The organism is Collinsella sp. LCP19S3_D3 (genome assembly GCF_052121455.1).
GTDB lineage: Bacteria > Actinomycetota > Coriobacteriia > Coriobacteriales > Coriobacteriaceae > Collinsella.
In genome coordinates, this window is the sequence record NZ_JBQKEF010000008.1 from 50,772 (window position 1) to 77,176 (window position 26,405).

General features: G+C 60.0%; 27 protein-coding genes and 1 tRNA gene. 25 read left to right on the forward strand and 3 right to left on the reverse strand.

From position 1 onward, the window contains the following. Window positions 1-272 precede the first annotated feature (272 nt). The 21 genes from tmk to nagA all read left to right on the forward strand — a co-directional run bounded on the left by tmk (window position 273) and on the right by nagA (window position 21,446). Window positions 273-956, forward strand: a complete 684-nt coding sequence (tmk, locus tag ACTQXM_RS04770; RefSeq protein ID WP_427747986.1) for a dTMP kinase — start codon at window positions 273-275, stop codon at window positions 954-956. Between the two features lies 1 nt (window position 957). Next, window positions 958-2,085, forward strand: coding sequence for a DNA polymerase III subunit (locus ACTQXM_RS04775; RefSeq protein WP_441537203.1), 1,128 nt, complete (start codon window positions 958-960; stop codon window positions 2,083-2,085). Then, window positions 2,076-3,770: a PSP1 domain-containing protein gene (locus tag ACTQXM_RS04780; RefSeq protein WP_441031314.1), complete on the forward strand. Its 1,695-nt coding sequence runs from the start codon at window positions 2,076-2,078 to the stop codon at window positions 3,768-3,770. Before ACTQXM_RS04775 ends, ACTQXM_RS04780 begins: the two co-directional genes overlap by 10 nt. A 150-nt stretch (window positions 3,771-3,920) precedes the next feature. After that, window positions 3,921-4,679, forward strand: a complete 759-nt coding sequence (locus ACTQXM_RS04785; protein WP_441537204.1) for a ComF family protein — start codon at window positions 3,921-3,923, stop codon at window positions 4,677-4,679. Window positions 4,680-4,681: 2 nt separating this feature from the next. Beyond that, the gene (locus ACTQXM_RS04790; RefSeq protein ID WP_441547614.1) at window positions 4,682-5,800 is read left to right on the forward strand and encodes a hypothetical protein; all 1,119 of its coding nucleotides are present in this window, start codon (window positions 4,682-4,684) and stop codon (window positions 5,798-5,800) included. Window positions 5,801-6,549: 749 nt separating this feature from the next. Further along, the gene (locus tag ACTQXM_RS04795; protein ID WP_441537215.1) at window positions 6,550-7,542 is read left to right on the forward strand and encodes a substrate-binding periplasmic protein; all 993 of its coding nucleotides are present in this window, start codon (window positions 6,550-6,552) and stop codon (window positions 7,540-7,542) included. 317 nt (window positions 7,543-7,859) lie between these two features. Then, the gene (hpf, locus tag ACTQXM_RS04800) at window positions 7,860-8,444 is read left to right on the forward strand and encodes a ribosome hibernation-promoting factor, HPF/YfiA family (RefSeq protein WP_055285508.1); all 585 of its coding nucleotides are present in this window, start codon (window positions 7,860-7,862) and stop codon (window positions 8,442-8,444) included. Window positions 8,445-8,524: 80 nt separating this feature from the next. Then, window positions 8,525-9,478 carry a DegV family protein gene (locus ACTQXM_RS04805; RefSeq protein WP_427718953.1) on the forward strand — a complete coding sequence of 318 codons (954 nt, stop codon included), beginning with the start codon at window positions 8,525-8,527 and terminating at the stop codon, window positions 9,476-9,478. A 98-nt stretch (window positions 9,479-9,576) separates the two neighbouring features. Beyond that, on the forward strand, window positions 9,577-10,656 hold the full coding sequence (locus ACTQXM_RS04810) for an NAD(P)-binding domain-containing protein (RefSeq protein ID WP_427718955.1): 1,080 nt from the start codon (window positions 9,577-9,579) through the stop codon (window positions 10,654-10,656). Between the two features lie 5 nt (window positions 10,657-10,661). After that, window positions 10,662-11,090, forward strand: a complete 429-nt coding sequence (locus ACTQXM_RS04815; protein WP_441537206.1) for a hypothetical protein — start codon at window positions 10,662-10,664, stop codon at window positions 11,088-11,090. Window positions 11,091-11,105: 15 nt separating this feature from the next. Next, window positions 11,106-11,804: a hypothetical protein gene (locus ACTQXM_RS04820; protein ID WP_427718960.1), complete on the forward strand. Its 699-nt coding sequence runs from the start codon at window positions 11,106-11,108 to the stop codon at window positions 11,802-11,804. A 6-nt stretch (window positions 11,805-11,810) separates the two neighbouring features. After that, entirely contained in the window at window positions 11,811-12,896 is a 1,086-nt protein-coding gene (locus tag ACTQXM_RS04825) for an isocitrate/isopropylmalate dehydrogenase family protein (protein WP_441537207.1), read from the forward strand. A 126-nt stretch (window positions 12,897-13,022) separates the two neighbouring features. Continuing rightward, a complete protein-coding gene (locus ACTQXM_RS04830; protein ID WP_441537208.1) occupies window positions 13,023-14,108 on the forward strand; it encodes a hypothetical protein in 1,086 nt (361 codons plus the stop codon). A gap of 647 nt (window positions 14,109-14,755) precedes the next feature. Next, window positions 14,756-15,199, forward strand: a complete 444-nt coding sequence (locus tag ACTQXM_RS04835; RefSeq protein ID WP_117743271.1) for a PTS fructose transporter subunit IIA — start codon at window positions 14,756-14,758, stop codon at window positions 15,197-15,199. Then, window positions 15,199-15,480, forward strand: coding sequence for a preprotein translocase subunit YajC (gene yajC, locus ACTQXM_RS04840; RefSeq protein WP_022094612.1), 282 nt, complete (start codon window positions 15,199-15,201; stop codon window positions 15,478-15,480). Before ACTQXM_RS04835 ends, yajC begins: the two co-directional genes overlap by 1 nt. Before the next feature lie 36 nt (window positions 15,481-15,516). Beyond that, the gene (gene agaV, locus ACTQXM_RS04845; protein ID WP_154514998.1) at window positions 15,517-15,999 is read left to right on the forward strand and encodes a PTS N-acetylgalactosamine transporter subunit IIB; all 483 of its coding nucleotides are present in this window, start codon (window positions 15,517-15,519) and stop codon (window positions 15,997-15,999) included. Window positions 16,000-16,089: 90 nt separating this feature from the next. Further along, window positions 16,090-16,890 (forward strand): PTS mannose/fructose/sorbose/N-acetylgalactosamine transporter subunit IIC, encoded by an 801-nt coding sequence (locus ACTQXM_RS04850; RefSeq protein WP_154514996.1) that lies wholly within the window; start codon window positions 16,090-16,092, stop codon window positions 16,888-16,890. Then, complete coding sequence (locus ACTQXM_RS04855) at window positions 16,880-17,962, forward strand: PTS system mannose/fructose/sorbose family transporter subunit IID (protein WP_138374505.1); 1,083 nt, start codon at window positions 16,880-16,882, stop codon at window positions 17,960-17,962. Before ACTQXM_RS04850 ends, ACTQXM_RS04855 begins: the two co-directional genes overlap by 11 nt. 184 nt (window positions 17,963-18,146) lie before the next feature. Next, on the forward strand, window positions 18,147-18,878 hold the full coding sequence (locus ACTQXM_RS04860; protein WP_441537209.1) for a GntR family transcriptional regulator: 732 nt from the start codon (window positions 18,147-18,149) through the stop codon (window positions 18,876-18,878). A gap of 114 nt (window positions 18,879-18,992) precedes the next feature. Beyond that, window positions 18,993-20,159, forward strand: coding sequence for an SIS domain-containing protein (gene agaS / locus ACTQXM_RS04865; protein WP_154514992.1), 1,167 nt, complete (start codon window positions 18,993-18,995; stop codon window positions 20,157-20,159). A gap of 117 nt (window positions 20,160-20,276) precedes the next feature. Then, on the forward strand, window positions 20,277-21,446 hold the full coding sequence (gene nagA, locus ACTQXM_RS04870) for an N-acetylglucosamine-6-phosphate deacetylase (protein ID WP_154514990.1): 1,170 nt from the start codon (window positions 20,277-20,279) through the stop codon (window positions 21,444-21,446). A gap of 75 nt (window positions 21,447-21,521) precedes the next feature. Here nagA and ACTQXM_RS04875 read toward each other — a convergent pair whose 3' ends face one another. Then, on the reverse strand, window positions 21,522-22,106 hold the full coding sequence (locus tag ACTQXM_RS04875; protein ID WP_229770598.1) for a flavodoxin domain-containing protein: 585 nt from the start codon (window positions 22,104-22,106) through the stop codon (window positions 21,522-21,524). A 155-nt stretch (window positions 22,107-22,261) separates the two neighbouring features. On the opposite strand from ACTQXM_RS04875, the gene ACTQXM_RS04880 reads away from it, so the two are divergent. The 4 genes from ACTQXM_RS04880 to ACTQXM_RS04895 are packed head-to-tail and all read left to right on the forward strand — an operon-like array spanning window position 22,262 to window position 24,815. Continuing rightward, entirely contained in the window at window positions 22,262-23,143 is an 882-nt protein-coding gene (locus ACTQXM_RS04880) for an aldose 1-epimerase family protein (protein ID WP_154514986.1), read from the forward strand. 58 nt (window positions 23,144-23,201) lie between these two features. Next, window positions 23,202-24,137, forward strand: coding sequence for a hexose kinase (locus tag ACTQXM_RS04885; protein ID WP_441537210.1), 936 nt, complete (start codon window positions 23,202-23,204; stop codon window positions 24,135-24,137). Between the two features lie 37 nt (window positions 24,138-24,174). After that, on the forward strand, window positions 24,175-24,309 hold the full coding sequence (locus ACTQXM_RS04890; protein ID WP_441536008.1) for a hypothetical protein: 135 nt from the start codon (window positions 24,175-24,177) through the stop codon (window positions 24,307-24,309). A 32-nt stretch (window positions 24,310-24,341) separates the two neighbouring features. Further along, window positions 24,342-24,815 (forward strand): YhcH/YjgK/YiaL family protein, encoded by a 474-nt coding sequence (locus tag ACTQXM_RS04895; RefSeq protein ID WP_117778978.1) that lies wholly within the window; start codon window positions 24,342-24,344, stop codon window positions 24,813-24,815. Between the two features lie 211 nt (window positions 24,816-25,026). Here ACTQXM_RS04895 and ACTQXM_RS04900 read toward each other — a convergent pair. Together ACTQXM_RS04900 and ACTQXM_RS04905 are read right to left on the reverse strand one after the other, a co-directional pair. After that, a tRNA-Thr gene (locus ACTQXM_RS04900) sits at window positions 25,027-25,102 on the reverse strand. A 206-nt stretch (window positions 25,103-25,308) separates the two neighbouring features. Next, window positions 25,309-26,361: an aldose epimerase family protein gene (locus ACTQXM_RS04905; protein WP_441537211.1), complete on the reverse strand. Its 1,053-nt coding sequence runs from the start codon at window positions 26,359-26,361 to the stop codon at window positions 25,309-25,311. Window positions 26,362-26,405: the final 44 nt, after the last annotated feature.

The window sequence follows — 26,405 nt, forward strand, 5'->3', positions numbered from 1 at the left end:
ATGCCATACGACGATTATACCAAGCATCCAAAATTCCCCATCATAAGTTGCGGTGAAATAGGGACTGTTTGGCGGTCTTAGAGCTTCAGTCAGCCCCTATTTCACCGCAACTTTGGAAAGGCACCTTTAGTCATTGGGGACGTTCTTAAACGACCAGTCAATTAAGAACGTCCCCAATGACTAGGTTGGATTTGGGGTGCGCCTGCCCCTGGGGTATCATGATTTGGTTGATATATCTGCATTTACGCGCCTTGTAGGAAGGGACTGCGCCCATGGCTTTTGAGCCCGCTCAACATAGCTTTATCACGCTCGAGGGCGTCGATGGTGCCGGTAAGTCCACGCAGGCGCGCCTGCTGGCCCGTGCGCTCGAGCTCGCTGGCTACCAGGTCGTGACCCTGCGTGAGCCGGGTGGTACCGCCATTAGTGAAAAGATCCGTGCCCTGCTGCTCGACCCCGCCAATACGGCGATGGGGGATACCTGCGAGCTGCTGCTCTACGAGGCCGCACGCGCCCAGCTGGTGCACGAGGTCATAGCTCCCGCCCTTGCGGCCGGCAAGGTGGTCCTGTGTGACCGCTTCTATGATTCCACGACCTGCTACCAGGCGTTTGCCGACGGCCTCGATCGCCAGATGGTACGCGACGCCAACAACCTTGCTGTCGCGGGGACGCACCCGGCGCTCACGCTCGTCTATCACATCACGCCCGAGCAGGCGGCGCTGCGCATGTCCGCCCGTGGTGCGGTCGACCGCATGGAGGCCAAGGGCATGGCGTTCCAGGAGCGCGTTTACCAGGGATTTAGTGCCATTGCCGCCGAGGAGCCAGATCGCGTGAAGCTCATCGACGCCACCGCTTCCATCGAGGACGTCTTCGCGCAGACGGTCGAGCAGGTTCGCGCGTACGGTCTCGACATTTCCCAGGACGCCGTCACCGCCACGCTTGCCCAGGAGGCCGAGTAACATGGCCCCCGCTCAGGCAAGCCTGCTGGCCAAGCTCGACACCCAAGAGCGCGTACGCGATTTTTTGACCAACGCCGTCGCCAGCGGCCGCGCATCGCACGCCTACCTGTTTTTGGGCGCTCCCGGTGCCGGCAAGCTCGATGCCGCCTGGGCGCTCGCCCAAGCCTTCCTGTGCGAGCAGGACGGCTGCGGCTCATGCGATAGCTGTGTGCGTGTCGCCCGCCATACGCACCCCGACGTGCACTATTACACGCCCGAGAGCGCCACGGGCTACCTCATCGCCCAGACCCGCGAACTGCTCGACGACGTGCCGCTGGCGCCCATCCGTGCCAAGGCCAAGGTCTACATCATCGACCGTGCCGAGCAGCTGCGCGCCAACACCGCCAACGCACTGCTCAAGACGCTCGAGGAGCCGCCCGAGGGCGTTATGTTTATCTTGCTGGGCACCTCGGCAGACGTGATGTTGCCCACCATCGTGAGCCGCTGCCAGTGCGTGCCGTTTCGGCTGGTGTCGCCCGCCGTGGCCACGAAGGCCGTGAGCCGCGCGACGGGCCAGGATCTCGCACGCTGTCGCATGGCGGTCGCCGTGGCGGGGAGCCCCACGCGCGGCATCGAGTTCCTTAAGAGCGCCGAGCGCCAGGATGCTCGCCGCCAGATGATCCGCGCCATCGATTCGCTCATCGCCGCCGACGAGGCCGATGTACTCAGCCGCGCCAAGTCGCTCATCGTCGCCGTTAAGGCTCCGCTCGCCGAGGTCAAGTCCACGCAGGAAAAGGTGCTCGAGCAAAACGCCGATTATCTGTCGCGTGGAGCATTGAAGCAGCTTGAGGACCGCAACAAGCGCGAACTCAATGCGCGCGAGCGTTCGGGTATCATGGAAGCGCTGGCGAGCGCGCGGACGCTCATGCGCGACGTGCTGCTGACGCTTCAGGATGAGGCGGCAGACATTGTGAACGCGGACGTGCGCGACACGATCGGGCGGCTTGCCGCCGCGACGAATGTTGCGGGTGCCACCCGGGCGCTCGAGGCGGTCGCGACCGCCGAGCGCAACATTGCCAGAAACGTTACTCCCCAGCTGGCCATCGAGGTCATGCTGTTCGATATCAGGAAGGCACTGAAATGCCGTTAGTCGTACCCGTTAAGTTTACCTACGCCTCGCGCGACCTGTGGTTTGACCCGCAGGATCTGGATATCCTCGAGGCCGATTATGCCATTTGCTCCACCGAGCGCGGAACCGAGATCGGCCTGGTCACGGCCGATCCCTTCGAGGTGCCGCAAGACGAGATCGGTCAGCCGCTCAAGCCCGTGCTGCGTGTGGCGAGCGATATCGACCTGCAGCTTGCCGACGACCTGGCCATCCAGGGCGATGAGGCCATGGTCGATTTCCGCCGTCTGGTCAAAGATCTCGACCTCGAGATGAAGCCGGTGGGTGTCGAATACCTGTTTGGCGGCGAGAAAGCCGTGTTCTACTTTGCGGCCGAGGAGCGCGTCGATTTTCGTCAGCTCGTCAAGGACCTGTCCTCGACGCTGCACATTCGCGTTGACATGCGCCAGATTGGCGTGCGCGACGAGACCCGCTTGGTGGGCGGCTATGCCCAATGCGGACAGGAGCTCTGCTGCACGCGCTTTGGCGGACAGTTTGAGCCCGTCTCGATTCGCATGGCAAAAGAGCAGGACCTGCCGCTCAATTCGTCTAAGATCAGCGGCGTGTGCGGCCGCCTGATGTGCTGCCTGCGCTATGAGTTCGAGGCGTACAAGGACTTTAAGAGCCGCGCGCCCAAAAAGAAGACGCTCATCGATACGCCGCTCGGCAAGGCGCGTATCCAGGAATATGACACGCCGCGTGAGCAGCTGGTGCTGCGCCTGGAGAACGGTAAAGTCTTTAAGGTCAACTTGGCCGATATGACGTGCTCGGAGGGCTGCAAAAAGAAGGCCGCCGAGCAGGGCTGCAGCTGCCGCCCCGACTGCGTGACGCGCGATGTGCTCGAGCGCATCGAGTCGCCCGAGATGCGCCTGGCGCTCATGGAGCTCGATCGCGAGAACGGCGTCGACGTGGGCGATGGCCTGTCGAGTGCCGACCGTCTGGCCGGCACGTCGATGCCCAAGCGCCGTCGTCGCGATGCCGAATCCGATGCTTGTGCCGGTCAGGGCCAGGGCGAGGGTCGTGGCCGCGGAAAGGGCCGCGGCAAGGCCGAGGCTTCCGAGGCCGAGGAGGCGGCCGGCGGCCGTCGTCGCCGCAAGCGCGCGGCGTCCGTCGACAACGGCGAGACCGCGGGCAAGAACGCCTCTCGCGAGCGCGAGGCTCAGCAGCCCCAGCAGCAAAACCGCGGCGGCGGCATGAACCCCACGCGCCGTCGTCGCCGCCACCTGTCGAGCGAGGAGCGCGAGGACGCCTTCCGCGCCGCAGCCGCTCGCGAGGCCGGTGCCGCTCCCAAGGGCGTCTCGGCCTCCGACGCGCCTGCCGACAAGGCTGGCAGGCCACGTGGCGAGGAGGAGCGCGCGCCGCGTCCGCGCCGTCGCCATTCCTCGGGCACGCAGCAGAAACCCTCGGTTCCTTCTGTGGCCGATCAGGTTTCGGATGGTGAAGTCAAGGTCACGCGCCGTCGCCCCGGCGATGGCGGAGGAGCTGCCGCCAAGGCTTCGCGCGGCGGTGCTCGCGACGAGCGCGAACCGCGTGAGGATCGCAGTGGCGAGGGCTCGGCCGACCAGAGTCAGAAGCGCCGCCGCCGTCGCCGTTCCCGCAAGCCGCGCCAGGATGGTGGCGAAGGCTCGACCCACACCTCGTCCGCACCGCAACCGCCTGCCGGCGAATAGCGCCCGCAAGCGGATTCGACTTGTCTGACCCCAAGTGCAACGGGGTATCATGGCACTGAATCGACAGCCCTCCCTTCGCCCAAGCGTAGGGAGGGTTTTGTCATAAATAACTATCTGAATGGTTTGAGCCGCTTACGGAGTGCCGGCATCTTGCCGTTAGCGGATGAATTGCTACCGTTTGCCGAGCGCGCGGCGCATGAGGCACTCGAGGTTCTTTCGCCCACGCGATGCGCCGGCTGCGAGCGTGCCGGTGCGCTTATTTGTCATGAGTGCCTGGCGTCGCTCACGCTTGTCGATCCGCGCCACAGCTGCACGAGGTGCGGCGCTCCGTTTGGAGACCTGCTGTGTACCGAGTGCTCGGTCGAGGGTGCGTCTTCGGCAGCGGCTAAGGCCCTCGATCGCTGCCTGGCGTGCGCTGTCTATGCACATCCGTTGCCGCGCATCATCAAGGCATACAAGGATGCGGGCGAGCGCCGTCTGGCACCGTATCTGGCGGAGCTGCTCTACGACACCGCCTTGCATGCCCAGGCAGCAGCACCCGACCGTTACGGCGGCGTGCTGTCCGGTGCCGACGCGGTGGTATTTGTGCCCGCGACTGCGGCGGCGTATCGGCGGCGTGGATTTGATCACATGGAAGCAATCGCGCGCTCGTTTTGCGATCTTTCGGGCGTGCCATTGGTGGACGCCTTGGTCAAATACGGTCATGGCGACCAGCGCGAACTCGGTCGCGCCGAGCGCCGGGAACATGCCCGGGACATGTACGAGACGGTCGAGGATGTACGTGGCTGTCGTCTGCTGCTCATCGACGATGTCATTACCACGGGCGCGACAATGGCGGCAGCCTCGGCGGAGCTTAAGCGCGCCGGCGCCAAAGCCGTCGATGGCCTCGCTATCGCACGCGTTTGGTAGGGGTGATTCGTGTGGCGGTAACAATCAGGCAGCGCAATAAACCGACAAAAGAGCAGCTAGCGGCTTCCGTGATTCTGGCGGGCGCCTCGGCGTTGCGCTTGATTCGAGCCGAGCGCCGGCAGATGGGCTACATCGGCTGGAAGGACCTCAATCCCGATGAAGAGCGCCGCGTGCTGTGTACGTCATCGCCTTCGACCGAGGATATCTATCTTCCCGACCTGGTGCGAATTGGAGCCAAAAGCGGCGAAGTGCAAGAAGATCTGTGCTTGCTGGTGGGATCTGCGGCGCAGCGCCGCCGCATGCCTGGCGTGGGCTGGTCCGTGTGCTCCAGGTTGCCTGCCGGCTCGATTCTAGAGGTGGAACCGGGGGTGTACAGCCTATCTCCCGAGGCCCTTTGTGTTGCCATCGCCCGCGAGGTCGGCTGTACCCAGGCGTTTGCCCTGGCCCAGGAACTGTGTTCCAAGATTTCACTAAGCGATCGCGGGAAGTATCTACCTCCTTATACCTCGCCTGTTGCGAATAGACTTGCAAAGGACAAGGACCAACCGGCAGACGTGGGCTACTTTGAAGTCGAGCCGGTGCTGACGCCCGATCGCCTGGCAGATTACCTTGCGACATGCAAGGGGAGTGCGGCCAAACAACTGCGGCGGCTGTGTCCCTATCTGTCGGAAAACCTGCGCTCACCCATGGAGTGCATCATGCTTGCCATGTTTTCACTTCCGTTTTCCTATGGTGGATTTGCCTGCGGTCCTTTTAAGACCGACTACAAGATTGAGTTCGATGACCGCGCGCAGGCAATCTCGGGGATGCCGCATGCAGTTTGCGATGCGTATCAGGAAGCAGCCCGGTTTGACCTGGAATACAACGGTGAGCTGGGCCATTCCTCCCGGAGGGGACGTATCCATGATGAAAAACGCAACACGGGCTTGATTACTATGGGAATCGAGGTCGCGACGGTCAACAACGAAATGCTTTGCGACATGGAGGCAATGGAGGCACTCGCATGGCGCATCCACCAGCGTATGCGAAAGCGGTACCGGAATCGTGTCGATGCCCGCAGGAAGAAGCAAGAGGCGTTGCTTAACACGCTGCGGGCGTGTTTTGGGCTTAAACCGATATAATTCGCGTCGAAAATAGGGGGTTAATCATATGCCCTGGCCAAAAAATGGCAAATATGAGTACTGTCACTAAATCAGTAACAGCAAAATCAAAGAATTTAGGACTCGGAGGCGGCGTAAAGAAAGAAGATAATAAACAAATGTAGAATAACTAAGCATCAGATTGGCGACACTAAGCGCAAAATCTGTCCGAGAGGCCAAAATTGCCTGTTACAAAATTGGTAACAGTACTCATATTTGCCATTTTTTGGCCACGGCACCCCGAGGTGGGCACCCCGGAGCTCCCCGTAGGGGAGCTCCGGGCTTCATGGGGGCACGAATGGTCCGCTCCGACCTGCGAAATCTGTACTCGCGGTGCGAATGACGACCTAACCTTAAACTTTAGCTTGAACTTAGCTATAATGCGCTACGTTCCCGCCAGGCTGTGGTTGCGGACGGGCAATGCGCCCATCCAAGTCCAAGACAGACGCGGTCAAAGGGATCCACGTAAGCGACCGCGTGCGCGCGGCGCGATCATGGCGCGTCCTAGATGTAAGCCGCACCGTCCGTTCTACTTTCTTTGGGGCAATACCGCCTCGCGGGCGAGCGGGCCAGTCGTGAAGGTGGCTGCGGCCTCCCGAGCAAACGCCCCGGTGCGCAAGTGTGGGGTCAAATACCAGGTCAGCTGGTGGGAACAACCCGATATTCCGTGCAGGGCACGGATCGTATACGACACAGAAGGCAGGGTAGCGGACATGGTGAGGGGCAGCTTGATGCATGCAGCTCGGTTGGGTGCTGGGACCGCGGCGGTCATTGCCGTTTTGGGCCTGAGTGGGTGCGCGTTCAATCCACTGTCCACGTTCACGACGCCCACGATCGACCAGATCGAGCGCGAGACCGTTACCCCCACGGTATCGGACGATGCCCTGGTCACGCCGGGAACCCTGACGGTCGCCCTCGATACTTCCGATGCCCCGCAAGCCATGCAGGATGCCGACGGAAACCTCACGGGCTATGCGGTCGATGCCGCTCGTGCCCTCGCATGCCGTATGGGTCTCAAGGTCGCTTTTGTCGATGCGTCCTCGGCCGATTCCGCGCTCAGCGATAAAAAGGCCGATATCTTCATTGGCGACGTCAGCTCTACGGACGGCGATATCAGCTCGCTTGGCACCTGTCTGTACGACGCCCCCGCCGTATTCGGCAAGAGCAGTGACGGCGAGTCGTTGAGCGTTTCCACCGAAATGCTTAACACCGCTACCCTGGGCGTTCAGACCTTCTCGGCCTCGCAGGAAGCGCTCGCCAAGCAGGGCATCACGGCCAACCAAAAGACCTTCTCCAACATCAACGAGTGCTTCGAGGCACTCGAGTCGGGCGAGGTCGATTACGTGATCTGTGATTCCACGGCCGGTGGTTACCTCGCGCGCCTGATGAGCCAGATCTCCTGTGTCGGTACGCTCGAGACGCCCTCCACGCTTGGCGTCGCAGGCCTTAGCTCTAACGATGAGCTGTGCCGTGCCGTGGGCGATGCCCTCGACGACATCACGGTCGACGGCACGCTCGAGGCGGTCCACTGCGTCTGGTACGGCCAAATGCCCTATGACCTTACCGCCAAGACTGTTTCGGGGGCCAATGTGCAGGCATCCGAATCTACGTCCAACGAGACCGAGTCCTCCGATGGCGACACCTCCGATAACAACGGCGACAGCCCGTCGTCTAGCCAGGAGGGCGCCATCACCGACGATGACATCAACAAGCTCAATAGCTAGTTATTGGTAGGGGTGGCGCCTGCCATACATTGAACAAGGCGCTTCTTCACGGTTTCAACACGCATGACCGGGTCTCCCCCATAGGGGAGCCCGGCTTTTCAATTTTGATAAAACCAGCAGCTCAAGGGCAATTTCCAGGAGAAAAACCAACTCCGCCGACGCCCTCATATAGCGCACTTTGCCGCGGAAAAGTGCGAGACTTCGGTATGCGGTATCAAGCAGTCGTTATTCGGGCCTTTGGGAATTCGGGTGATTAAATGCACGGCAATGGGTACATAGCCAGTACAGTAAGTCCCCGAGGCAGATTGGAGCCACGTATGGATATCAAGGTTTCTGGACGCAAGACGACGGTAACCGATGCTCTGCGTGCGCATGTGGACGAGAAGATCGGCGAGGCGCTCAAGGTTTTCGATATCGAGCCCATGACAGTCGACGTCGTGCTTCGTTATGAGAAGAACCCCTCGAACCCCAACCCGGCAATCGTCGAGGTCACGGTTCGTGCCCGCGGCTCTGTGATTCGCGTCGCCGAGCACGGCGCAGATATGTATGCCGCCATCGATCTCTCCGCCGATAAGGTCACCCGCCAGCTGCGCAAGTTCAAGACCAAGGTTGTGGACAACCGCCAGGGCGGTGCCAGCGCCGCGGATGTCGCACCGGTCGAGCGCGTCGAGGATCTGGCCGACCTGCTGCTGCCCGAGGAGGACGACGACCTGCTCGTCCGCGAGAAGGTCATCGATGTCACCCCGATGACTGAGGAGCAGGCGCTGGTGCAGACCGATCTGCTCGGCCACGACTTCTACGTGTTCGAGAACGCGACGACTGGCCTCATCAATGTGGTGTATCACCGTAAGAATGGTGGATATGGCATCATCAAGCCCCGCATCGAAACACTTGACGAGTAAAATACGTTAACTTGCATGAGTTAACGGTTGGCGGCCATCCCATGCGGGTGGCCGCCTTTTTTACGTAAGGAGTCGCTTTGATGGACAAGGCCGCATCCGCCGGTCATTCGGACCGTTGCCGTATCGTCGTCGATACCTGCTGCGACTTTAACCCCGAGGTCGCCGCGAACCTCGATGTCGATATCTTGGGCTTCCCTTTCATTATCGATGGCGAGGAGCGCACGGACGACATCTGGTCGAGCATGAGCCCTAAGGAGTTCTACGACCGCATGCGCGCCGGTGCCCGCGTGTCCACCTCGGCTGTGTCGCTCGGTCGCTATATCGAGTTCTTTACCGAGTGCGCCAAAGAGGGCACGCCCACGGTTTACCTGTGCTTTACCTCGGCGCTGTCGTCGAGCTACAACTCCGCGTGCCAGGCGGCAGATGCCGTGCGCGCCGAGTATCCCAACTTTGAGCTCTACGTGGTCGACAACGCCCTGCCCTGCGCGACCGGCGAGCTCCTGGCGCTTGAGGCCGTGCGCCAGCGTTCGGCGGGACTGACTGCCAAGCAGCTGGTCGATTGGGCAAACGAGGCCAAGACCTACGTGCACGGCTACTTTACGCTCGAGAGCTTCGATGCGCTGGCTGCCGGCGGCCGCATTCCGCCCGCGGCGGCGCAGCTCACGGCAAAGCTCGACGTCAAGCCCGAGCTCTCCTACGACCTTGCCGGCTCGCTGTCGCTGATCGGCGTCAACCGCGGCCGCAAGAAGGCGCTCAAGTCCATCCTCAAGTCGTTCCGCGAGAACTACGTGCCCGATCGCACCATGCCCATCGCCATCATGACGGCCGATGCCGAAAAGGACGGTGACTGGCTCGAAGCCGCCATCCGCAAGGAGGAGGGCTGCGCCGACGTCACGATCATTCGCAGCTCCGTGGGCCCCACCATCGGCTCGCACGTGGGCCCCGGCATGGTGGCCTGCGCGTTTTGGGGCAAGAACCGCACCGACAAGGCGTCGCTTTCCGACCGCATCGCCCGCCGCGTGCGCGGCCAGTAGACAAGCGCTGCGTCCGTAATCGCCCTCGACTCACAGCCCAAACGCTGGCAACGAGTATTCAACCTGGTAATAACACCCAACCCAAAAGGAAAGGTTTCATGGCAAACAAGCTCTCTGTCGCATTTATCGGCACCGGAATCATGGGTGCCCCTATCGCCGGCCACATTCTGGACGCTGGCTATCCCGTCACGGTCAACAACCGCACCAAGTCCAAGGCTGCAGCGCTTGTTGAGCGCGGTGCCGTCTGGGCCGATACGCCGGCAGATGCCGCGGCGAACGCCGACGTCGTCTTTACCATGGTGGGCTATCCCTCCGAGGTCGAGGAGCTCTACCTAGCGGGCGACGGTCTGCTCGCGTGCACTAAGCCCGGTGCGGTCCTGATCGACCTCACCACGAGCTCGCCCGAGCTGGCGCGCGACATTGCCGAGGCCGCCCAGGTTTCCGGCCGCATGGCGTTTGACTGCCCCGTCACCGGCGGCGAGTCGGGTGCTATCGCCGGCACGCTTACGGCTATCGTGGGCGCTACCGAGAACGACATTGCCCCGGTCCGCGATATCCTTTCCACCTTTGCGGCAACCATCTGCTGCTTCGACGGCGCCGGCAAGGGCCAGGCTGCCAAGCTCGCCAACCAGGTGTCGCTGGGCGCCTGCATGGTCGGCATGGCCGATGCGCTGGCGTTTGCCGAGCTGAGCGGCCTTGATATGGAGAAGACCCGTCAGATGATCCTGGGCGGCACCGGCAAGTCCGGTGCCATGGAGAGCCTGGCGCCCAAGGCGCTCGACGGCGACTACAAGCCCGGTTTTATGGTGGAGCACTTCATCAAGGACCTGCGCTTGGCGCTCGCCTATGCCGACGACCGCGAGCTTGCGCTGCCCGGCGCCGACGTGGCCTTTACGCTCTATGATATGCTCGACGCCATCGGTGGTGCCAAGCTGGGTACCCAGGCCATCAATGTCCTCTATAAGGAGGAGGCCGACGCCATTGCCGCCGGTCTGGACTGGTCGCAGTATCGTCCCGAGGAGCATGGTGCTCACGAGGAAGGCTGTGGTTGCGGCGAGCATGGCGACGACCACGAGTGCGGTTGTGGCCACCACCATGGCGAGGACCACGAGTGCTGCGGCGGCCACGGGCATGACGACGGCCACGAGTGCTGCTGCGGCCACCATCACGAGGAGTAGCGCCCATGAGCTGGACGTTCGTGGTGCTTGCGCTAGTGCTCTTTCTCTTTGCGATCTACATTGGCTTTTTGTGCGGCCAGTGGGCGTGCGAAAAGCGCGTCATCACCAAGCGCGACTACTGGATTGCCAACTTTGCAGGAGCGGCGGTAGTCGTCCTGCTGACCTGGGTGTTCTCGCTGCTCCCGCTGGTGCAGTTTGCGCCGATCGGCTGGCTTGGCGGCTTTATCGCCGGCCTTAAGATGAGCTTTGGCGAGTCCGTTGGTCCGTGGCGCAAGCACGATGAGGTCTTTAACGTCAACCAGGCTCATCGCGCCGCCGCCGACGCAGGCGACGCCGAGGAGCGCCGCCGCGCGCGTCGCAATGGTGCGGCTGACCGACAGCTCATCTCGGTCACCGATGACAGCAAGGGTGCTGGCAGGCACACTAAGAAATAGTAAGAAGAGGTAACTATGGCAGAAAACAAAGACGAACAGCTCACCGACGAGGAGCTGGCACAGCTTCAGCTGGCAGAGGAGAACGAGAACACCGTCGACCGCTTGGTCCAGGAGCTCGGCTGCCCCACGCGCCGTATCCGCCAGTTTGCCGCCCGCGTGCTGCACCTGCTTGCCGAGCGCGATCCGCAGCGCGTCGTGCCCTGCGTGCCCGCGCTGATCGAGGCGCTCGACCGGCCCGAGGCTCAGACTCGCTGGGAGGCCCTCGATGCCCTGGCGGCGCTCGCCACCACCTGCCCCGACCAGCTGGGCGATGCCTTTGAGGGCGCCGAGACCGCACTGTTTGACGAGATTTCCTCCACGCTGCGCTATGCCGCCTTCCGCCTGCTGTGTGTGTGGGGTGCCACGAGCGTCGAGCGTTCGCGCGAGGCTTGGCCCATCCTGGACGAGGCCATCCAGTGCTACCACGGTGACCTCGAGTATCGCGATATGCTCGGCTGCCTGTACGAGTTTGGCAAAGGCGAGATCGATGCCGAGATCGCCGAGAAGCTTGCGCTGCGCCTTAAGTTCGATGCCGAGAACGGCAAGGGCAGCTATCTCAAGGCCCGTTCGAGCGAGATTTGCGAAATGCTTGTTAAACGTTTTGGCCTGGATCTCTCCAAAAAGAAGAAGCGTGCTAGCGTTAAAAAATCTGACGACGCCGAAGACGAGGAGTAACAGATTATGGCGCACGATGTAGTCCTGATTCCCGGTGACGGGATCGGTCCCGAGATTACGCAGGCCATGCGCCGCGTGGTCGAGGCCGCCGGTGTCCAGATCAATTGGAACGTCCAGGAGGCCGGTGCCGGCGTCATGGACGAGTTTGGCACGCCGCTGCCCCAGCATGTGCTCGATGCCGTCGCCCAGACCAAAGTTGCCATCAAGGGCCCCATCACCACGCCGGTCGGTACGGGGTTCCGCAGCGTCAACGTTGCCCTGCGTAAGCACTTCGATCTGTACGCCTGCGTGCGCCCCTGCCTGTCGCAACCGGGCGATGGCTCGCGCTTCCGCGATGTCGACCTGGTTATCGTGCGCGAGAACACCGAGGACCTCTACGCTGGTATTGAGTTCGACGAAGGCGCTGCCGAGGTCGAGGAGCTTTCACAGCTTGTCGAGCGCTCGGGTCAGAAAACCTTCGCCGCGGATTCCGCCATCTCGATCAAGCCCATCTCCATCGCCAAGAGCCGCCGTATTGTGGAGTACGCCTTTGAGTATGCTCGCCGCTGCGGCCGCAAAAAGGTGACGGCCGTGCATAAGGCCAACATCATGAAGGCGACTGACGGCCTGTTCCTGCGCGTGGCTCGCGAGGTGGCTGCCAACTATCCCGATATCGAGTTCAACGACAAGATCGTCGACGCCACCTGCATGGGTCTGGTTCAGAACCCCAACGACTTCGATGTTCTAGTCCTGCCCAATTTGTATGGCGATATCGTCAGCGACTTGTGCGCCGGTCTTGTGGGCGGCCTTGGCATGGCCCCCGGCTCCAATATCGGAGCCGACTGCGCCATCTTTGAGGCCACGCATGGCTCCGCGCCCGATATCGCTGGCCAGGATATCGCTAACCCCACGGCCGAGATTCTGTCTGCCGCCATGATGCTCGATCATCTGGGCGAGAACGATGCTGCCAATCGCATTCGCGCCGCCGTATCTGCCACGCTCGATGAGGGCGAGCAGGTTACCGGTGACGTGCGTCGTGCCCAGACCGGCTCCATTGAGGGCGCCGTGGGCACGCAGGCCTTTGCCGATGCCGTTATCGCGCATCTTGCCTAAGGGGATACGGCTTCAAACGCCTAAGCGGTACTTATACGTTTGCGGATAACCTGAGAATGAATACGCCCGGCGCTCTGTCGGGCGTATTCTATTGAGGACTATGTTTCTTAACAAGGAGTAACTGATATGGGTCTGATTCAAAAGAAGGACGAAAAGGACGAGATCGACGGCATCCAGATCATCGAGCGCGGCGAAGGCCCCGACGGTGACGAGGACGAGAAGATCGATCTGGTCGCAGGTACGTCTGCCGAGCACATTGCTGCCGGCACGACCGCCGAGGAGGAGGACGCCCGCCTGGAGGCTCAGATTGCCGCGGATGCCGCCGACGAGAACCTCATGCCTGAGGAGCAGGACGAGGACGATGACTCCGACGTGGACGACAGCGCATCCAAGCACAAGAAGACGATGATTGCCGCCTTTGTGGTCGCCATCGTGATCGCTGCTGTGGTCGGCTTCTTTATCGGCAACGGTGGTTTTGGCGGCAAGGGCGTCGGCTCGGCGACCCTCACCGAGGACCAGCTCGATTCGACCGTGGCAAGCTACAGCTACAACGGCAAGAAGAGCGACATCACCGCGCGCGAGGCCATCGAGAGCCAGTACAGCCTTGATACCGTCAAGGATAGCGATGGCAACTACACCGCTCCCTCTGCCGATGTCATCCTGTCCTACGTGCGCAACCAGATTCTGCTGGACGCTGCCGAGGATGAGGGCATCACCGTCTCTTCTAAGGAGATGAAGAAGTACGCCGAGGATTCTATCGGCACTTCGGACTACAAGACCATGGCCACGCAGTATGGCGTGTCCAAGGATCAGGCCAAGCAGATCGTCCGTCAGTCCGCAACGCTGCAGAAGCTCTACAAGAAGAAGGTGGGCGATAGCTCCGCAAGCATGCCGATCGCTCCGACCGAGCCTTCTGACGGCAACGAGGACACCGCGAGCAAGGACTACGCCGACTACATCATCAACCTTGCCGGTGACGAGTGGGATAGCGAGAAGGGTACCTGGAAGGACAAGGACAGCACCTACGCTAAGGCCTTTGCCGACGATGCCTTTACGGCCGATAGCGCTACCTATAAGCAGGCCATGACCGCCTATTACACCGCCTACCAGCAGTACTCTTCGCAGGCTTCGAGCGCCAGCTCCAAGTGGACCGAGTATGCTAACGGCCTCTACGCCAAGGCCAACATCAGCATCTACGGCCTGTTTGCGTAAAGATTTGTCTGAGCCTTCGAGTACGAAGCCGAAATATTTGCTGAAGCCCCCTAGAGCGGACATCGTTCTAGGGGGCTTTTTGCGTTGGAGGGCTATCTATTGAGACGGAAAGGGCAGATTGAATGATCACGCACGTGCTTCATCGGGTCTCCCTAATTCATCTGGGAAAACAACTGCAAACGATTGCAAGTAACCGGTGAACGGTCGAAAACGACCGTTCACCGATAATCTCAAAACTGGTTCAGACTGGTATTAAGTAAAAAAGACCAATTCACATATCTTCACAATGACCTGCAATTTTTCTACACGCTATTTTTAGCCGCCCTGCGTTGTTTAGACACGGGAAAAGATCAGGTCTTTTGCCAAAGTATTTCGAAACGGTTTCAAAACCGCAGGTAGATGTGTTAACGACCGGTAAACGGTCGAAATATCACCGTGAGCGGTGCAAAAACGTTTTACTGTATGAATCAACGAAAGCGACCTCTTCTGGGGTGATATAGTGGCAACAACACGTCACGTGGTTACTACCAGTTGAGAAACCACTGGTCTTCAAAGAACGCTTTCTAAGAAGCTTTAAGGGCGAGCGCCCGCTGGCTTCCGAAAATCATCGGACTCAGATCGTACACGCCTTCGGAAGGGAAATTTGAATGGTTGGCTTTATTCTTACCGGTCATGGACAGTTCGCACCCGGTCTCGCAAGCGCTATCGCTATGGTTGCCGGTGACCAGCCCGCTTTTACCGTCGTTCCTTTTGAGGGCGATCAGGCTGCTTCCTACGGTGAGGATCTCCGCGCCGCTATTACCGCCATGCGCGAGGAGTGCGATGGCGTGCTTGTCTTTACCGACCTGCTTGGCGGCACCCCGTTTAACCAGTCGATGATGATTGCCCAGGATGTCGACAACGTCGAAGTTCTGACCGGCACCAACCTCCCCATGGTTATTGAGCTTCTGTTCCTCCGCGGCAATGCCACGCTCGCCGAGCTTGGTGAGCAGGCAGTGACCGTTGGCCAGACGGGCATCACCGCCCAGACGGTCGCATCCGTTGCCGGCTCCGACGAAGAGGATATCTTTGGCGACGAGGATGGCATCTAATGGCCGATTTCGGAGCCAACGTCCTGAGCTCCTCGGTCGCCCTTTTAGGCCTGCTTGTCATCATGGGCTTGATTTACACCATCTGGTCGCAAATCAACATGAAGAAGAAGCAGAAGTACTTCAAGGAGCTGCACACCGAGCTCAAGCCGGGTCAGGAGGTTCTTTTCGCCGGCGGTATCTACGGAACCGTCAAGGGCATCGAAGGCGAGAAGGTCCAGATCAAAGTCCGATCCGGAGCCGTCGTAGATGTTTCGCGTTACGCGATTCAGGAGATCAAGTAACTGTCGTCAGCAAATAGCGAAAGGAAGCTGATCAACATGGCAGAACCCAACATTCTTCTTACCCGCATCGATAACCGACTGATTCATGGTCAGGTTGCCACCCAGTGGAACTCCACTCTGGGCTCCAACCTCATCCTCGTCGCCAACGACGACGTGTCAACCAATACCATGCGCCAGAACCTCATGAAGATGGCCGCTCCCGCCGGCGTCGCTACGCGTTTCTTCTCCCTGCAGAAGACCATCGACGTCATCGGCAAGGCGAGCCCGCGCCAGAAGATCTTCATCGTGGCCGAAACACCGGAAGACGTGCTTACGCTCGTCAAGGGCGGTGTGCCTATAAAGAAGGTAAACATCGGCAACATGCACATGTCGGAAGGAAAGCGCCAAGTCGCCACCTCCGTCGCAGTTAACGACGAGGATGTCGCTGCGTTTAAAGAGCTGCAGGAATTGGGGGTGGAGCTGGAGATCAGGCGCGTTCCGAGCACGCCTGTTGAGGACACGAGCAAGCTCTTCTCGTAATCCTCGTGATCCACATTGTCAGGAGTGAAACCCTGACGTTCTGTACGTGATATCAAAAGTGCGTACATGCATTTTGAAAGGAGGAGCAAGATGGAATACTCGATCATCCAGGTCGCTCTGGTCTTCATCGTCACGTTCGTCGCGGCAATCGACCAGTTCAACTTCCTCGAGTCTCTCTATCAGCCCATCGTCACCGGCGCCGTCATCGGTCTTATCCTTGGCGACCTCAACACCGGTCTTCTCGTGGGTGGTACCTATCAGCTCATGACGATCGGCAACATGCCGATCGGAGGCGCTCAGCCGCCTAACGCCGTCATCGGCGGCATCATGGCAGCCATTCTCGCAATCGCCACGGGCCTCGAGCCCAACGCGGCAGTCGGCCTTGCCATTCCGTTCGCTCTGCTTGGTCAGCTCGGCGTTACCCTGGTCTTCACGCTTATGTCGCCGCTCATGTCCTCCGCGGACAACATGGCTCACAACGCTGACACCAAGGGTATCGAGCGTCTGAACTACTTCGCCATGGCTCTGCTCGGCCTGATCTTCGCTATCGTCGTCACCCTGTTCTTCATCGCTGGCGCTACCATCGGTCAGACCATCGCTTCCGCCATCCCGGCTTGGCTGCAGACCGGTCTCTCCGCTGCAGGCGGCATGATGCGCTTCGTCGGCTTCGCCGTCCTGCTCAAGGTTATGATGAACCGCGATATGTGGGGCTTCTTCCTCATGGGCTTTGGCCTCGCGATCATCACCGTTGCCAACGATTCTCTGGCAACTCCTGCCCTGCTCATCCTCGCTCTCATCGGCTTCGGCATCGCTTTCTGGGACTTCCAGCAGCAGACCGAGCTGAAGGGTGCAGCTGTTTCTGACGGAGGTGACTTCGAAGATGGCATCTAATGAGTATGTGATCCCGGAGCACTACGAGGATCTCACTCCTGCTCCGCAGCTCGACCAGAAGACCCTCAACAAGATGGCTTGGCGCTCCTGCTTCCTGCAGGCCTCGTTCAACTACGAGCGTATGCAGGCCGCTGGCTGGCTCTACTCCATCATCCCCGGTCTGGAGAAGATCCATACCAACAAGAACGACCTCGCGGCTTCCATGAGCCACAACCTGGAGTTCTTCAACACTCACCCGTTCCTCGTCACCTTTGTTATGGGCATCGTGCTTTCGCTCGAGCAGAACAAGGTTGACATCCCCACGATTCGCGCCGTCCGCGTCGCCGCAATGGGCCCGCTCGGTGGTATCGGTGACGCCCTGTTCTGGCTGACGCTCGTGCCTATCACGGCTGGCATCACCTCCAACATGGCCATCAACGGCAACGCCGCTGCGCCGATCATCTTCCTGGTGATCTTCAACGCCGTCCAGTTCGCACTGCGCTTCTGGCTCATGAACTGGTCCTACAAGCTTGGCACCAGCGCTATTGACGCTCTGACCGCCAACATGCAGGCCTTCACGCGCGCCGCTTCCATCATGGGCGTCTTCGTCGTCGGTTGCCTGGTCGTCACCATGGGTGGCACCCAGATCAACCTCCAGATTCCCAACGGCACCACCCGTGGCCTCTCCGCTACTACCGTGATCGTCTCCGAGAAGGAGGCCGAGAACTTCACCGGTATGGAGGGCATCGACACCGAGACCGCTGAGGCCGGTACCATCGCCATGACCGATAAGGACGGCAACGCCCTCACCGCTTCCGATGCCGACGGCAACGCTGTCGAGTGCGGCGTCACCGATCTGGGCAACGGCATGGAGTCCGTGACCTACGGCACCGTTACCGAGGATCCGGTCAACTTCTCTGTTGCCGACACCCTCAACACCATCGTCCCGAAGCTCGTCCCGCTTATGCTTACGCTGCTGCTTTACTACATGTTCGCTAAGCACAGCTGGACCCCGACCAAGGGCATTCTGCTGCTCTTCGTCCTGGGCATCCTGGGCGCTGGCCCGCTTGGTCTCTGGCCGAGCATCTGGTAAGGCTCTAGCTTGAGGGGTGTGTCCCTACGCGGCTCACACCCCGACCCCTTAAGCCATGTGTATGTTAAAAGCCGCGTGCTCGAAAGAGCGCGCGGCTTTTGTTTTCTTGATGATTCGGATGTGGCAGACAGATAATGTTAACCACCCAAGGTAGTAGCCGAGTTTGAGAAAATGGGAGGATAGGATGGCGATCGGGGCGCGTAAGCAACCGCTGTACGATCAGCTGGTCGATATTCTGACCGAAAAGATTGACCATGAATATCGTGCCGGTGACATGATTCCTTCCGAGCGCGAACTTTCGGAGCGCTATGGTCTCTCGCGCACCACGGTACGCCTGGCTCTGCAGGAACTGGAGCGTTTAGGATTGGTGGTTCGGCAGCACGGTCGCGGTACCTTTGTGACCGACCGTTCGGCAAAGGCAACCAATCTTATGCAGTCCTACAGCTTTACCGAACAGATGCGCGCGATGGGTCGTGACCCCGAGACCACGATTCTCGAGTTTTGCGAGATGGAGGCCGATAAGAATCTAGCCGAGCATATGGGATTGCATATCGGTGATCGCGTTTTTAAGCTCAAGCGCCTTCGTTCTGCCGACAACATGCCCATGATGGTCGAACGCAGCTATCTGCCGGTTCGTCAATTTCTGTCCCTAAAGCGACCACTGCTGGAGAGTAAGCCGCTTTACGATGTGATTGAGCAGGACTTTCAGCAAAAGATTCGCGTGGCCGAAGAGGAGTTCTATGCGAGCATAGCCCGTCCCACCGATGCCCACCTTTTGGCAATTGTCGAGGGGTCGCCTGTGCTCGATTTGGTCAGGACTACGTATAACGAGTCAAACGAGGTTGTGGAGTATACGCTCTCGGTTGCTCGTGCCGATCAGTTTAAATACAAGGTTTACCACCAGCGTGGCAACTAGTGTTCGCATCGTTTCCATATGGTGATTCCTTGCAGTTAACTGGTTACTACCAGATAACCAACCGAAGTGTATAATTGCACGTCAGAGGATTACTTCTAGAGAGAGGTATTAGAAATGTTCGAGAAGAGTGTCGAGGAGCTCACCGAGCTCGGCGCCCAGATCACCACGGCCGAGATTGCTCAGCAGCCCGAGCTTTGGCGTGATACGCTCAACATCTATCGTGAGAACAAGGAGGCCATCGAAGCCTTTCTGGCCGAGGCTCGCGCTATGGGCGAGGGCCGTCTGTCCGTTGTCTTCACCGGTGCCGGTACGTCTGACTACGTTGGCGATACCTGCGCCCCGTACCTGCGTCACGCTGGCAACACTGATCTCTACGACTTTAAGCCCATTGCCACGACCGACATCGTGAGCGCCCCGCGCGACTTCCTGCGCGCCGAGGATCCCACGCTCGTGGTTTCCTTTGCCCGCTCTGGCAACAGCCCCGAGAGCCTTGCCGCCGTTGCCGTTGCCAAGGAGCTTGTCCACAACGTCAAATTCCTCAACATCACCTGCGCTCCCGAGGGCAAGCTCGCCGTCGAGTCTGCCGATGATCCCAACGCGCTGACGCTGCTCATTCCGCGCGCCAACGACAAGGGCTTCGCCATGACCGGTTCTTATTCCTGCATGACCCTGCTCGCCACCCTTATTTTCGACACTGCCTCTGACGAGCAGAAGGCCGAGTGGGTCGAGACCATCGCCAAGATGGGCGAGGAGGTCATCTCCCGTGAGCCCGAGGTCGCCGATTACCTCGCTGGAGACTTCAACCGCGTGACCTACTTGGGTTCTGGCTCCTTCGGTGGCCTTGCCCAGGAGAGCCAGCTCAAGATCCTCGAGCTCGCTCACGGCCTGGTTGCCACTTCTTACGACACTTCCATGGGCTATCGTCACGGACCCAAGTCCTTCGTCGACGACAAGACCCTCGTGTTCGTGTTCGTCAACAACGACGCCTACACCCGTCAGTACGACATCGACATCCTCAATGAGATCGGTGGCGACGATATTGCTCAGCACACCGTTGCCGTTCAGCAGGATGGTGCTACTGTCTACGAGGGTGAGTCCTTCACCTTTAAGGGCTACGAGGCACTTCCCGAGGGCTACCTTGCTCTGCCGTTCGTGATGTTTGCTCAGGCTATCAGCCTGCTTAACTCCGTGCGCGTGGGCAACACGCCCGACACGCCGAGCCCCACCGGCACGGTCAACCGCGTGGTCAAGGGTGTGACGATTCACCCCTTCACCGCTTAATCGCGTCCCCCTGTAAGGGCGCCCGTCCGCTCATAACGGCGGGCGGGCGCTTTTTGTTTTACGTGAGCTGGGTATAAACATCACCACAGTCAACTGCTTTAGAAGTAAGGAGTACATATGAGCACGTACGCAATTAAGGCTGACAAGTTCTTCTTGCCGGCAGGCCCGCAACTGGGCGGCTATCTTATGGTCGAGGACGGCGTCTTTGGCGCTTGGCAGGCCGACGAGCCCTCCTGCGAGATCAAGGACTACACGGGATCGTGGATCGCGCCGGGCATGGTCGACACCCACATCCATGGCTTCTATAACCATTCGACTACCGATAACGATCCCGAGGGCATCGATATCAGCTCGACCGAGCTCGCCCGTCGCGGTACCACCAGCTGGCTGCCCACGACATTCACCGATGGCGTCGAGCAGATCAAGGACGCCTGCGCCGCCATCGCTCAGGCGGACGAGGGCCGTGGCCCCGACTTCTGCGGTGCTCGCATTCAGGGCATCTACCTGGAGGGCCCTTTCTTTACCATGAAGCACGTGGGCGCGCAGAACCCCGCTTATCTTATCGATCCCTCCGAGGAGGTCTTCGATCAGTGGCAGGAGGCTGCGGGTGGTCGCATCGTTAAGAGCGCCATGGCAGCCGAGCACGACGGTGCCGCTGCTTATGCGGCTGCTCTGAACGCCAAGGGTGTGGTGACCAGCATCGGTCACTCCGACGCCACCTACGATGAGTGCATCGCCGCCATCAACGCCGGTGCCAGCTGCTTTACGCATACCTATAACGGCCAGCGCGGACTGCATCACCGTGAGCCCGGTGTTGTGGGTGCTGCCATGTCCACGCCCGAGACCTACGCCGAGATCATCTGTGACGGCAAGCACGTAAACCCTGGCGCTATCAAGGCGCTGCTGCAGGCAAAGGGCTGGCAGCATACGGTGCTCATCACCGACTGCCTGGGTTGCGGCGGCATGCCCGAGGGCAGCTACACCAGTGGCGGCATGGACGTCATCATGAAGGACAACCTGTGCTGGCTCGCCGACGGCAAGAGCATTGCCGGCTCGGTGCTCACGCTTGCCCAGGGCGTTAAGAACATCGTCGACTGGGGCATTGCCAGTGCCGATATCGCCATTCGCATGGCAACCGAGGTGCCGGCACGCTCCGTGCACATCGAGGATAAGTGCGGCAGCATCATGCCGGGTCGCGACGCCGACTTTGTCGTGTTCGACCATGAGCTCACCCTCGTCGAGACGTATGTTGGCGGTCAGAGCGTCGGCAACGCCTTTACCGAGTAACGATAGAAAAAGACGGCGGGTCCGAATCTGCTCGGACCCGCCGCATGGGTTAAACGCTCAAAAGTACCTTCACAGTTACAGCTTGTTAGCGATCTTCTTTACCGTGCGCTTAACGCCGGCCACCAGGCCTCCTGCAGGATGCTCCTTCTCGTATGCTAGGCGCTTCTCGCGCTTGGCATACTCTTCGACGATGATGTCGCCATACTCGTCTTCGATCTTGTCGAAGAAGTCGACGGCGCCCTTAATTTCCTCAGCGGTCGGGTGTCCCTTTTGGACACCGCCGGTGAGTTTGAACGGCCCCCACGTATCAAAGCCGGGGCAGCCGTAGACACCCATAAAGATGGCCTGCCTCATGCGGCAGATGCCGTCGATATCCTTGCCATACCACTTGTTTTTGCCGCCGTAGGTCATAAGGCCAAACACCTTGTCCTGCGGCTGCAGCACGTTGGTGAGCACGCGTGCCATGTCCTTGTCGATCTCGGAGTAATAGATGCCCGTGGCGACACCGATCAGATGATATTCGTGCAGATTGGGATACTCGTTTTTGCCGAGCGCCTTGACATCGAGGGTATCGATCTCGGGGTGTGCCTCGACGATGGCGTCCACGAGCTTTTTCGTATTGCCGTGATGGCGCGAGGCGTAGAGGATGATGGTTCGCATAAGAAGGCCTTCCAGCTGTAATTGCATCAATGTCTGTATGGTACCCCGTTGCATGGCTGGGATACCGGACACATCGTTGAGCGTGCGGGTTTGTCCTTTGGTCAGGGCCGAGACGGATACTTGCGAGCAAAAGCAGTTGTTCGAAAGGATGGGCAATGGTATACGCTCTCTCCAACGATTCGATTTCTATTAAGGTGTCCACGGCTGGTGGTTCGTTTACCTCGATTGAGGCCGGAGGCCGCGAGTACTTGTGGCAGGGCGATCCCGCCGTGTGGTCCGGCCAGGCACCGATTTGCTTCCCGATTTGCGGAGGCCTGCGCGATGGCAGCGCCATGACGTTTGCCGGGCATCATGTAAAGCTCGCTCGCCACGGCTTTGCGCGCAAGCAGGAGTGGAAGCTGCTGAGCCAAAGCGCAAACGAGCTGGCTATGTGCCTGGCTTCGGAGGATAACGCCGCGCTGCTGAGAGATTATCCCTACCCGTTTAAGCTTGTCGCTCGTTATACGCTCGAGGACGCTGCCGTGCGCGTTTCCTATGAGGTGACCAACGAGGGCACCGAGGACATGCCGTTCTTTATCGGTGGACACCCCGGCTTTAGGTGCCCGCTCGACGAGGGCGAGGCCTATACGGACTACGAGTTGCGCTTCGAGAAAGACGAGGCTGCGGAGCTTTGCACCGCCGTACCCTCGACTGGCTTGATTGATGTAGCTAACCGTTCAAAGAACCCCATGGTGGGAAAGACGCTGCCCCTGTCGCATGAGCTCTTCGATTTTGCGGAGACCATCTTTGACGTGCTCGAGAGTCGTCAGGTCACGCTTTCCAAGAAGGGCGAGGACAAGGGCGTTCGCTTGAGTTTTGAGGGTTTCCCGTACCTCATCGTGTGGAGTAAGCCCGAGGGCGATTTTGTGGCAGTTGAGCCCTGGGGCGGCCTCTCGACCTGCTCCGATGAGGACGACGTACTTGAGCATAAGCGCGGCTGCCTTGTCGCCAAGCCCAAGGAGACTGTCGTTCGCTCGTTCACGATTGAGATTCTGTAATTCCGTTTTGTCGACTCGTATCGCGAGGCACAAGGAGCCCGCGAGATAAGGAGCTAAAATGATCCTCACCGTTACGATGAACCCGTCTGTCGATACGCGCTATCAGCTCGATGAGCTCATTATCGACGACGTCAACCGTGTGACGCCCGAAAAGACCGCCGGCGGCAAGGGTCTCAACGTGGCCCGTGTGCTGGGCCAGCTGGGCGACGACGTTGTGGCAACCGGTCTGCTCGGTGGCCATATGGGCGCCTATATGGCAGAGCTCATGGATGCCAACGGTATTAACAACGACTTTGTGCCCATCAAGGGCGAGACTCGCATTTGCCTCAACATCCTCCACGCTGGCAACCAGACCGAGCTGCTCGAGAGCGGCCCGACGATTGCCCCCGAGGAGCTGGATGCCTTTACCGCCAAGTTTACCGAGCTTGCGAGCAAGGCCGACGTCGTCACTATTTCGGGTTCGCTGCCCCGCGGCGTCGAGGCGGACTACTATGCCAAGATTACGGGCATTGCCGAGAACGCCGGCGCCAAGGTGCTGCTCGATACCTCGGGCGCTTCGCTTGAGGCTGCCCTCAAGTCCGAGGTCAAGCCCGAGCTGGTCAAGCCTAACCTAACCGAGATCAACGGCTTGTTGGGCACGAGCTTTACCACCGACGATGTGGACGAGCTCCGTGCTGCGCTCGCCTCTGACGCCCGCTTCTCCGATATCCCCTGGGTCGTCGTGTCCATGGGCGCTGCCGGCTCCGTGGGCTTCCACAACGGACGTGCGTTCCGTGCCAAGACCCCCGATATTCCTGCCGTTAACGCTACGGGTTCCGGCGACTCCACTATCGCCGGTTTCGCGCATGCCATCGCTGCCGGCGCGGACGACGAGACGGTGCTGCGTACCGCCAACACCTGCGGCAAGCTCAATGCCATGGATCCCATGACCGGTCATCTGGTTATGGATCGTTGGGACGAGGTCTACAACGGCGTTGTCGTGGCCGAGCTGTAAGAGCTTGGGCGTCGGCTCTGGCATCGGTTGTTTGCTTGTGGTTAGAGCCAACGACAAGTGCGGTAGCATTATGCCGGGGCGCGACGCCGATACTGTCGTGTTCATTCCCGACCTTACCCTGGTCGAGACGTATGCGTGTGGCAACAGCTTTGGCAACGCGTTTGCCGAGTAGCCGCCAAAGAAACGATCCGAGAGGGGATTTAGATGATTTACGGTGCATTGGGCGATATCGAGGAGTACCGCGGAATGCTCAAGGGCCTCGACGTGCTGATCGACTGGCTCGAGGAGAACGACCCGGCGGAGCTCGAGGTCGGCAGCCATCCGATTCTGGGCGACAAGGTCTTTGCAAACGTCATGGCTCCCACGACGCGTCCCGAGGCCGAGGCTCACTATGAGACGCATCAGCGCTATCACGACCTGCAGATCGACGTCGAGGGTCGCGAGGCCTTTAAGGTCGCTACGGGTAGCCTGACGCTGGTCCAGGAGTTTGACGAGAAGGACGACTACGATCTGGTCGATTCCGACGCCTCGATCGCCGGCGATCTTGCCGACGACAAGTTTGCGCTGTTTGTTGCCGGTGAGCCGCACATGCCCACGCTCGAGTTCCCGGGCGATGGCGCACAGCCGGTCAAGAAGATCTGCTTTAAGCTGCTTGCCGACGCCTACTGGGAGGAGTAGCGAACTGCCCGACTGAGCTGTTCGTCTGATGGCGTGTTTCCCCTAAGGGAAGCACGCTACGACCCCGTTAATCGTGTTTTCCTAGGGGAATCACGATTAACGGGGTTTCTGTTTTTGAATAGGGGAGCTGACGCTGTGGCGATGCGTGGGTGGGCGCGCGCACTCAAAATCGAAAACAAAAAAGCCGCCCGAAGGCGGCTGTCTTGTGCGATGGAGCCAGCGACCGGGCTCGAACCGGTGACCCCCGCTTTACGAGAGCGGTGCTCTACCAACTGAGCTACGCTGGCGGCCATGTGGTGACGCAGCTGAGGCGTCAACGGCTGTTTATGATACGGGACATCGCAAATTCGCGCAAGTATTCTGACAGCTTTTCTCACGTTAAATGCACCAATCATTCAAGCCGGGATGTGCCTGGTTGCCTACAGCTAGGTAGAAAAGTGCCCGTCGGCGGTGTGCCGGCGGGCACTGCTGCGCGATATGTTGCGTTATGGGCTTAGTGCCTCATAAAGTGGTATTCGATCACATTGCTGTAGGGATGACCCGGGCCCACGATGCCCTGGGGGAACAGCGGGCGGTGCGGCGTGTCGGGGTACATCTCGGCCTCGAGGGCAAAGCCGGCGCCCCAGCCGTAGTTGGCATCGTCCTTGGCGTGCTCGTCGCCTAGCCAGTTGCCGGTATAGAGCTGCACGCCCGGGGCGGTGGTGTAGTAGTCCAGCTCGCGGCCGGTCCACATCTCCTCGACATGCAGAGCGCGACGCAGGTTGCGGCCGTACTGATAGCCATCGATGCACAGGCAGTGGTCGTAGCCGCGTGCCTGCTTGATCTGCGGATCGTCGGCCTCCATGCCAGGCGCGACGGGGCGTAACTCGCGAAAATCAAACGGTGTTCCCTCGACCGGAGCAATCTCGCCAGTAGGAATGTTCTGGTCGTCAATGGGCAGGTAGTGGGCAGCGTTAGCAACAAAGAAGTGCTCACAGTCCATGCCGGCGTTATGGCCGGCAAGGTTAAAGTACGTGTGGTTGGTCATGGACACGTACGTGGCGCGGTCGCTCTCGCAGCCATATTCGATACGGAAGCGGCCGGTGTGCGTCACGGTAAACACGGCCGTAAAGGTGCGGTTGCCGGGCAGGCCCAACTCGCCATCCTCAAGTGAGGTGGTCATGCGCACGGCGTTGTGAACCTCGTCGAGCTCAACATCCCACACGCGCTTGTGCAGGCCGTGCTCAAGATCGCTGTGCAGGTTGTTGGCGCCCTCGTTGGCGGGCATATGCCAGTCCGTACCGTCGATGGTGATCGTGGCGCCCGCGGTGCGGTTTGCCACGGGGCCAATGGTCGCGCCAAAGCAGGCAGGGTTGTCAAAGTAATCCTCGAGCTTATCGAAGCCCAGCACCACATCGCGCACGTTGCCGGGAATGTCGGGCACATCGATACCCAGCACGGTGGCGCCATAGTCCATAATGCGAACGCAGATCTCGGGCCCGTTGAGGGTGTAACGATGAACGGGGGTACCGCACGGCGCGGTGCCGAAAAGCTCAGAAGTGATCATTTGGTTCCTAACATCGAGGTATTTCCGACAAACTGTAGCGCGAA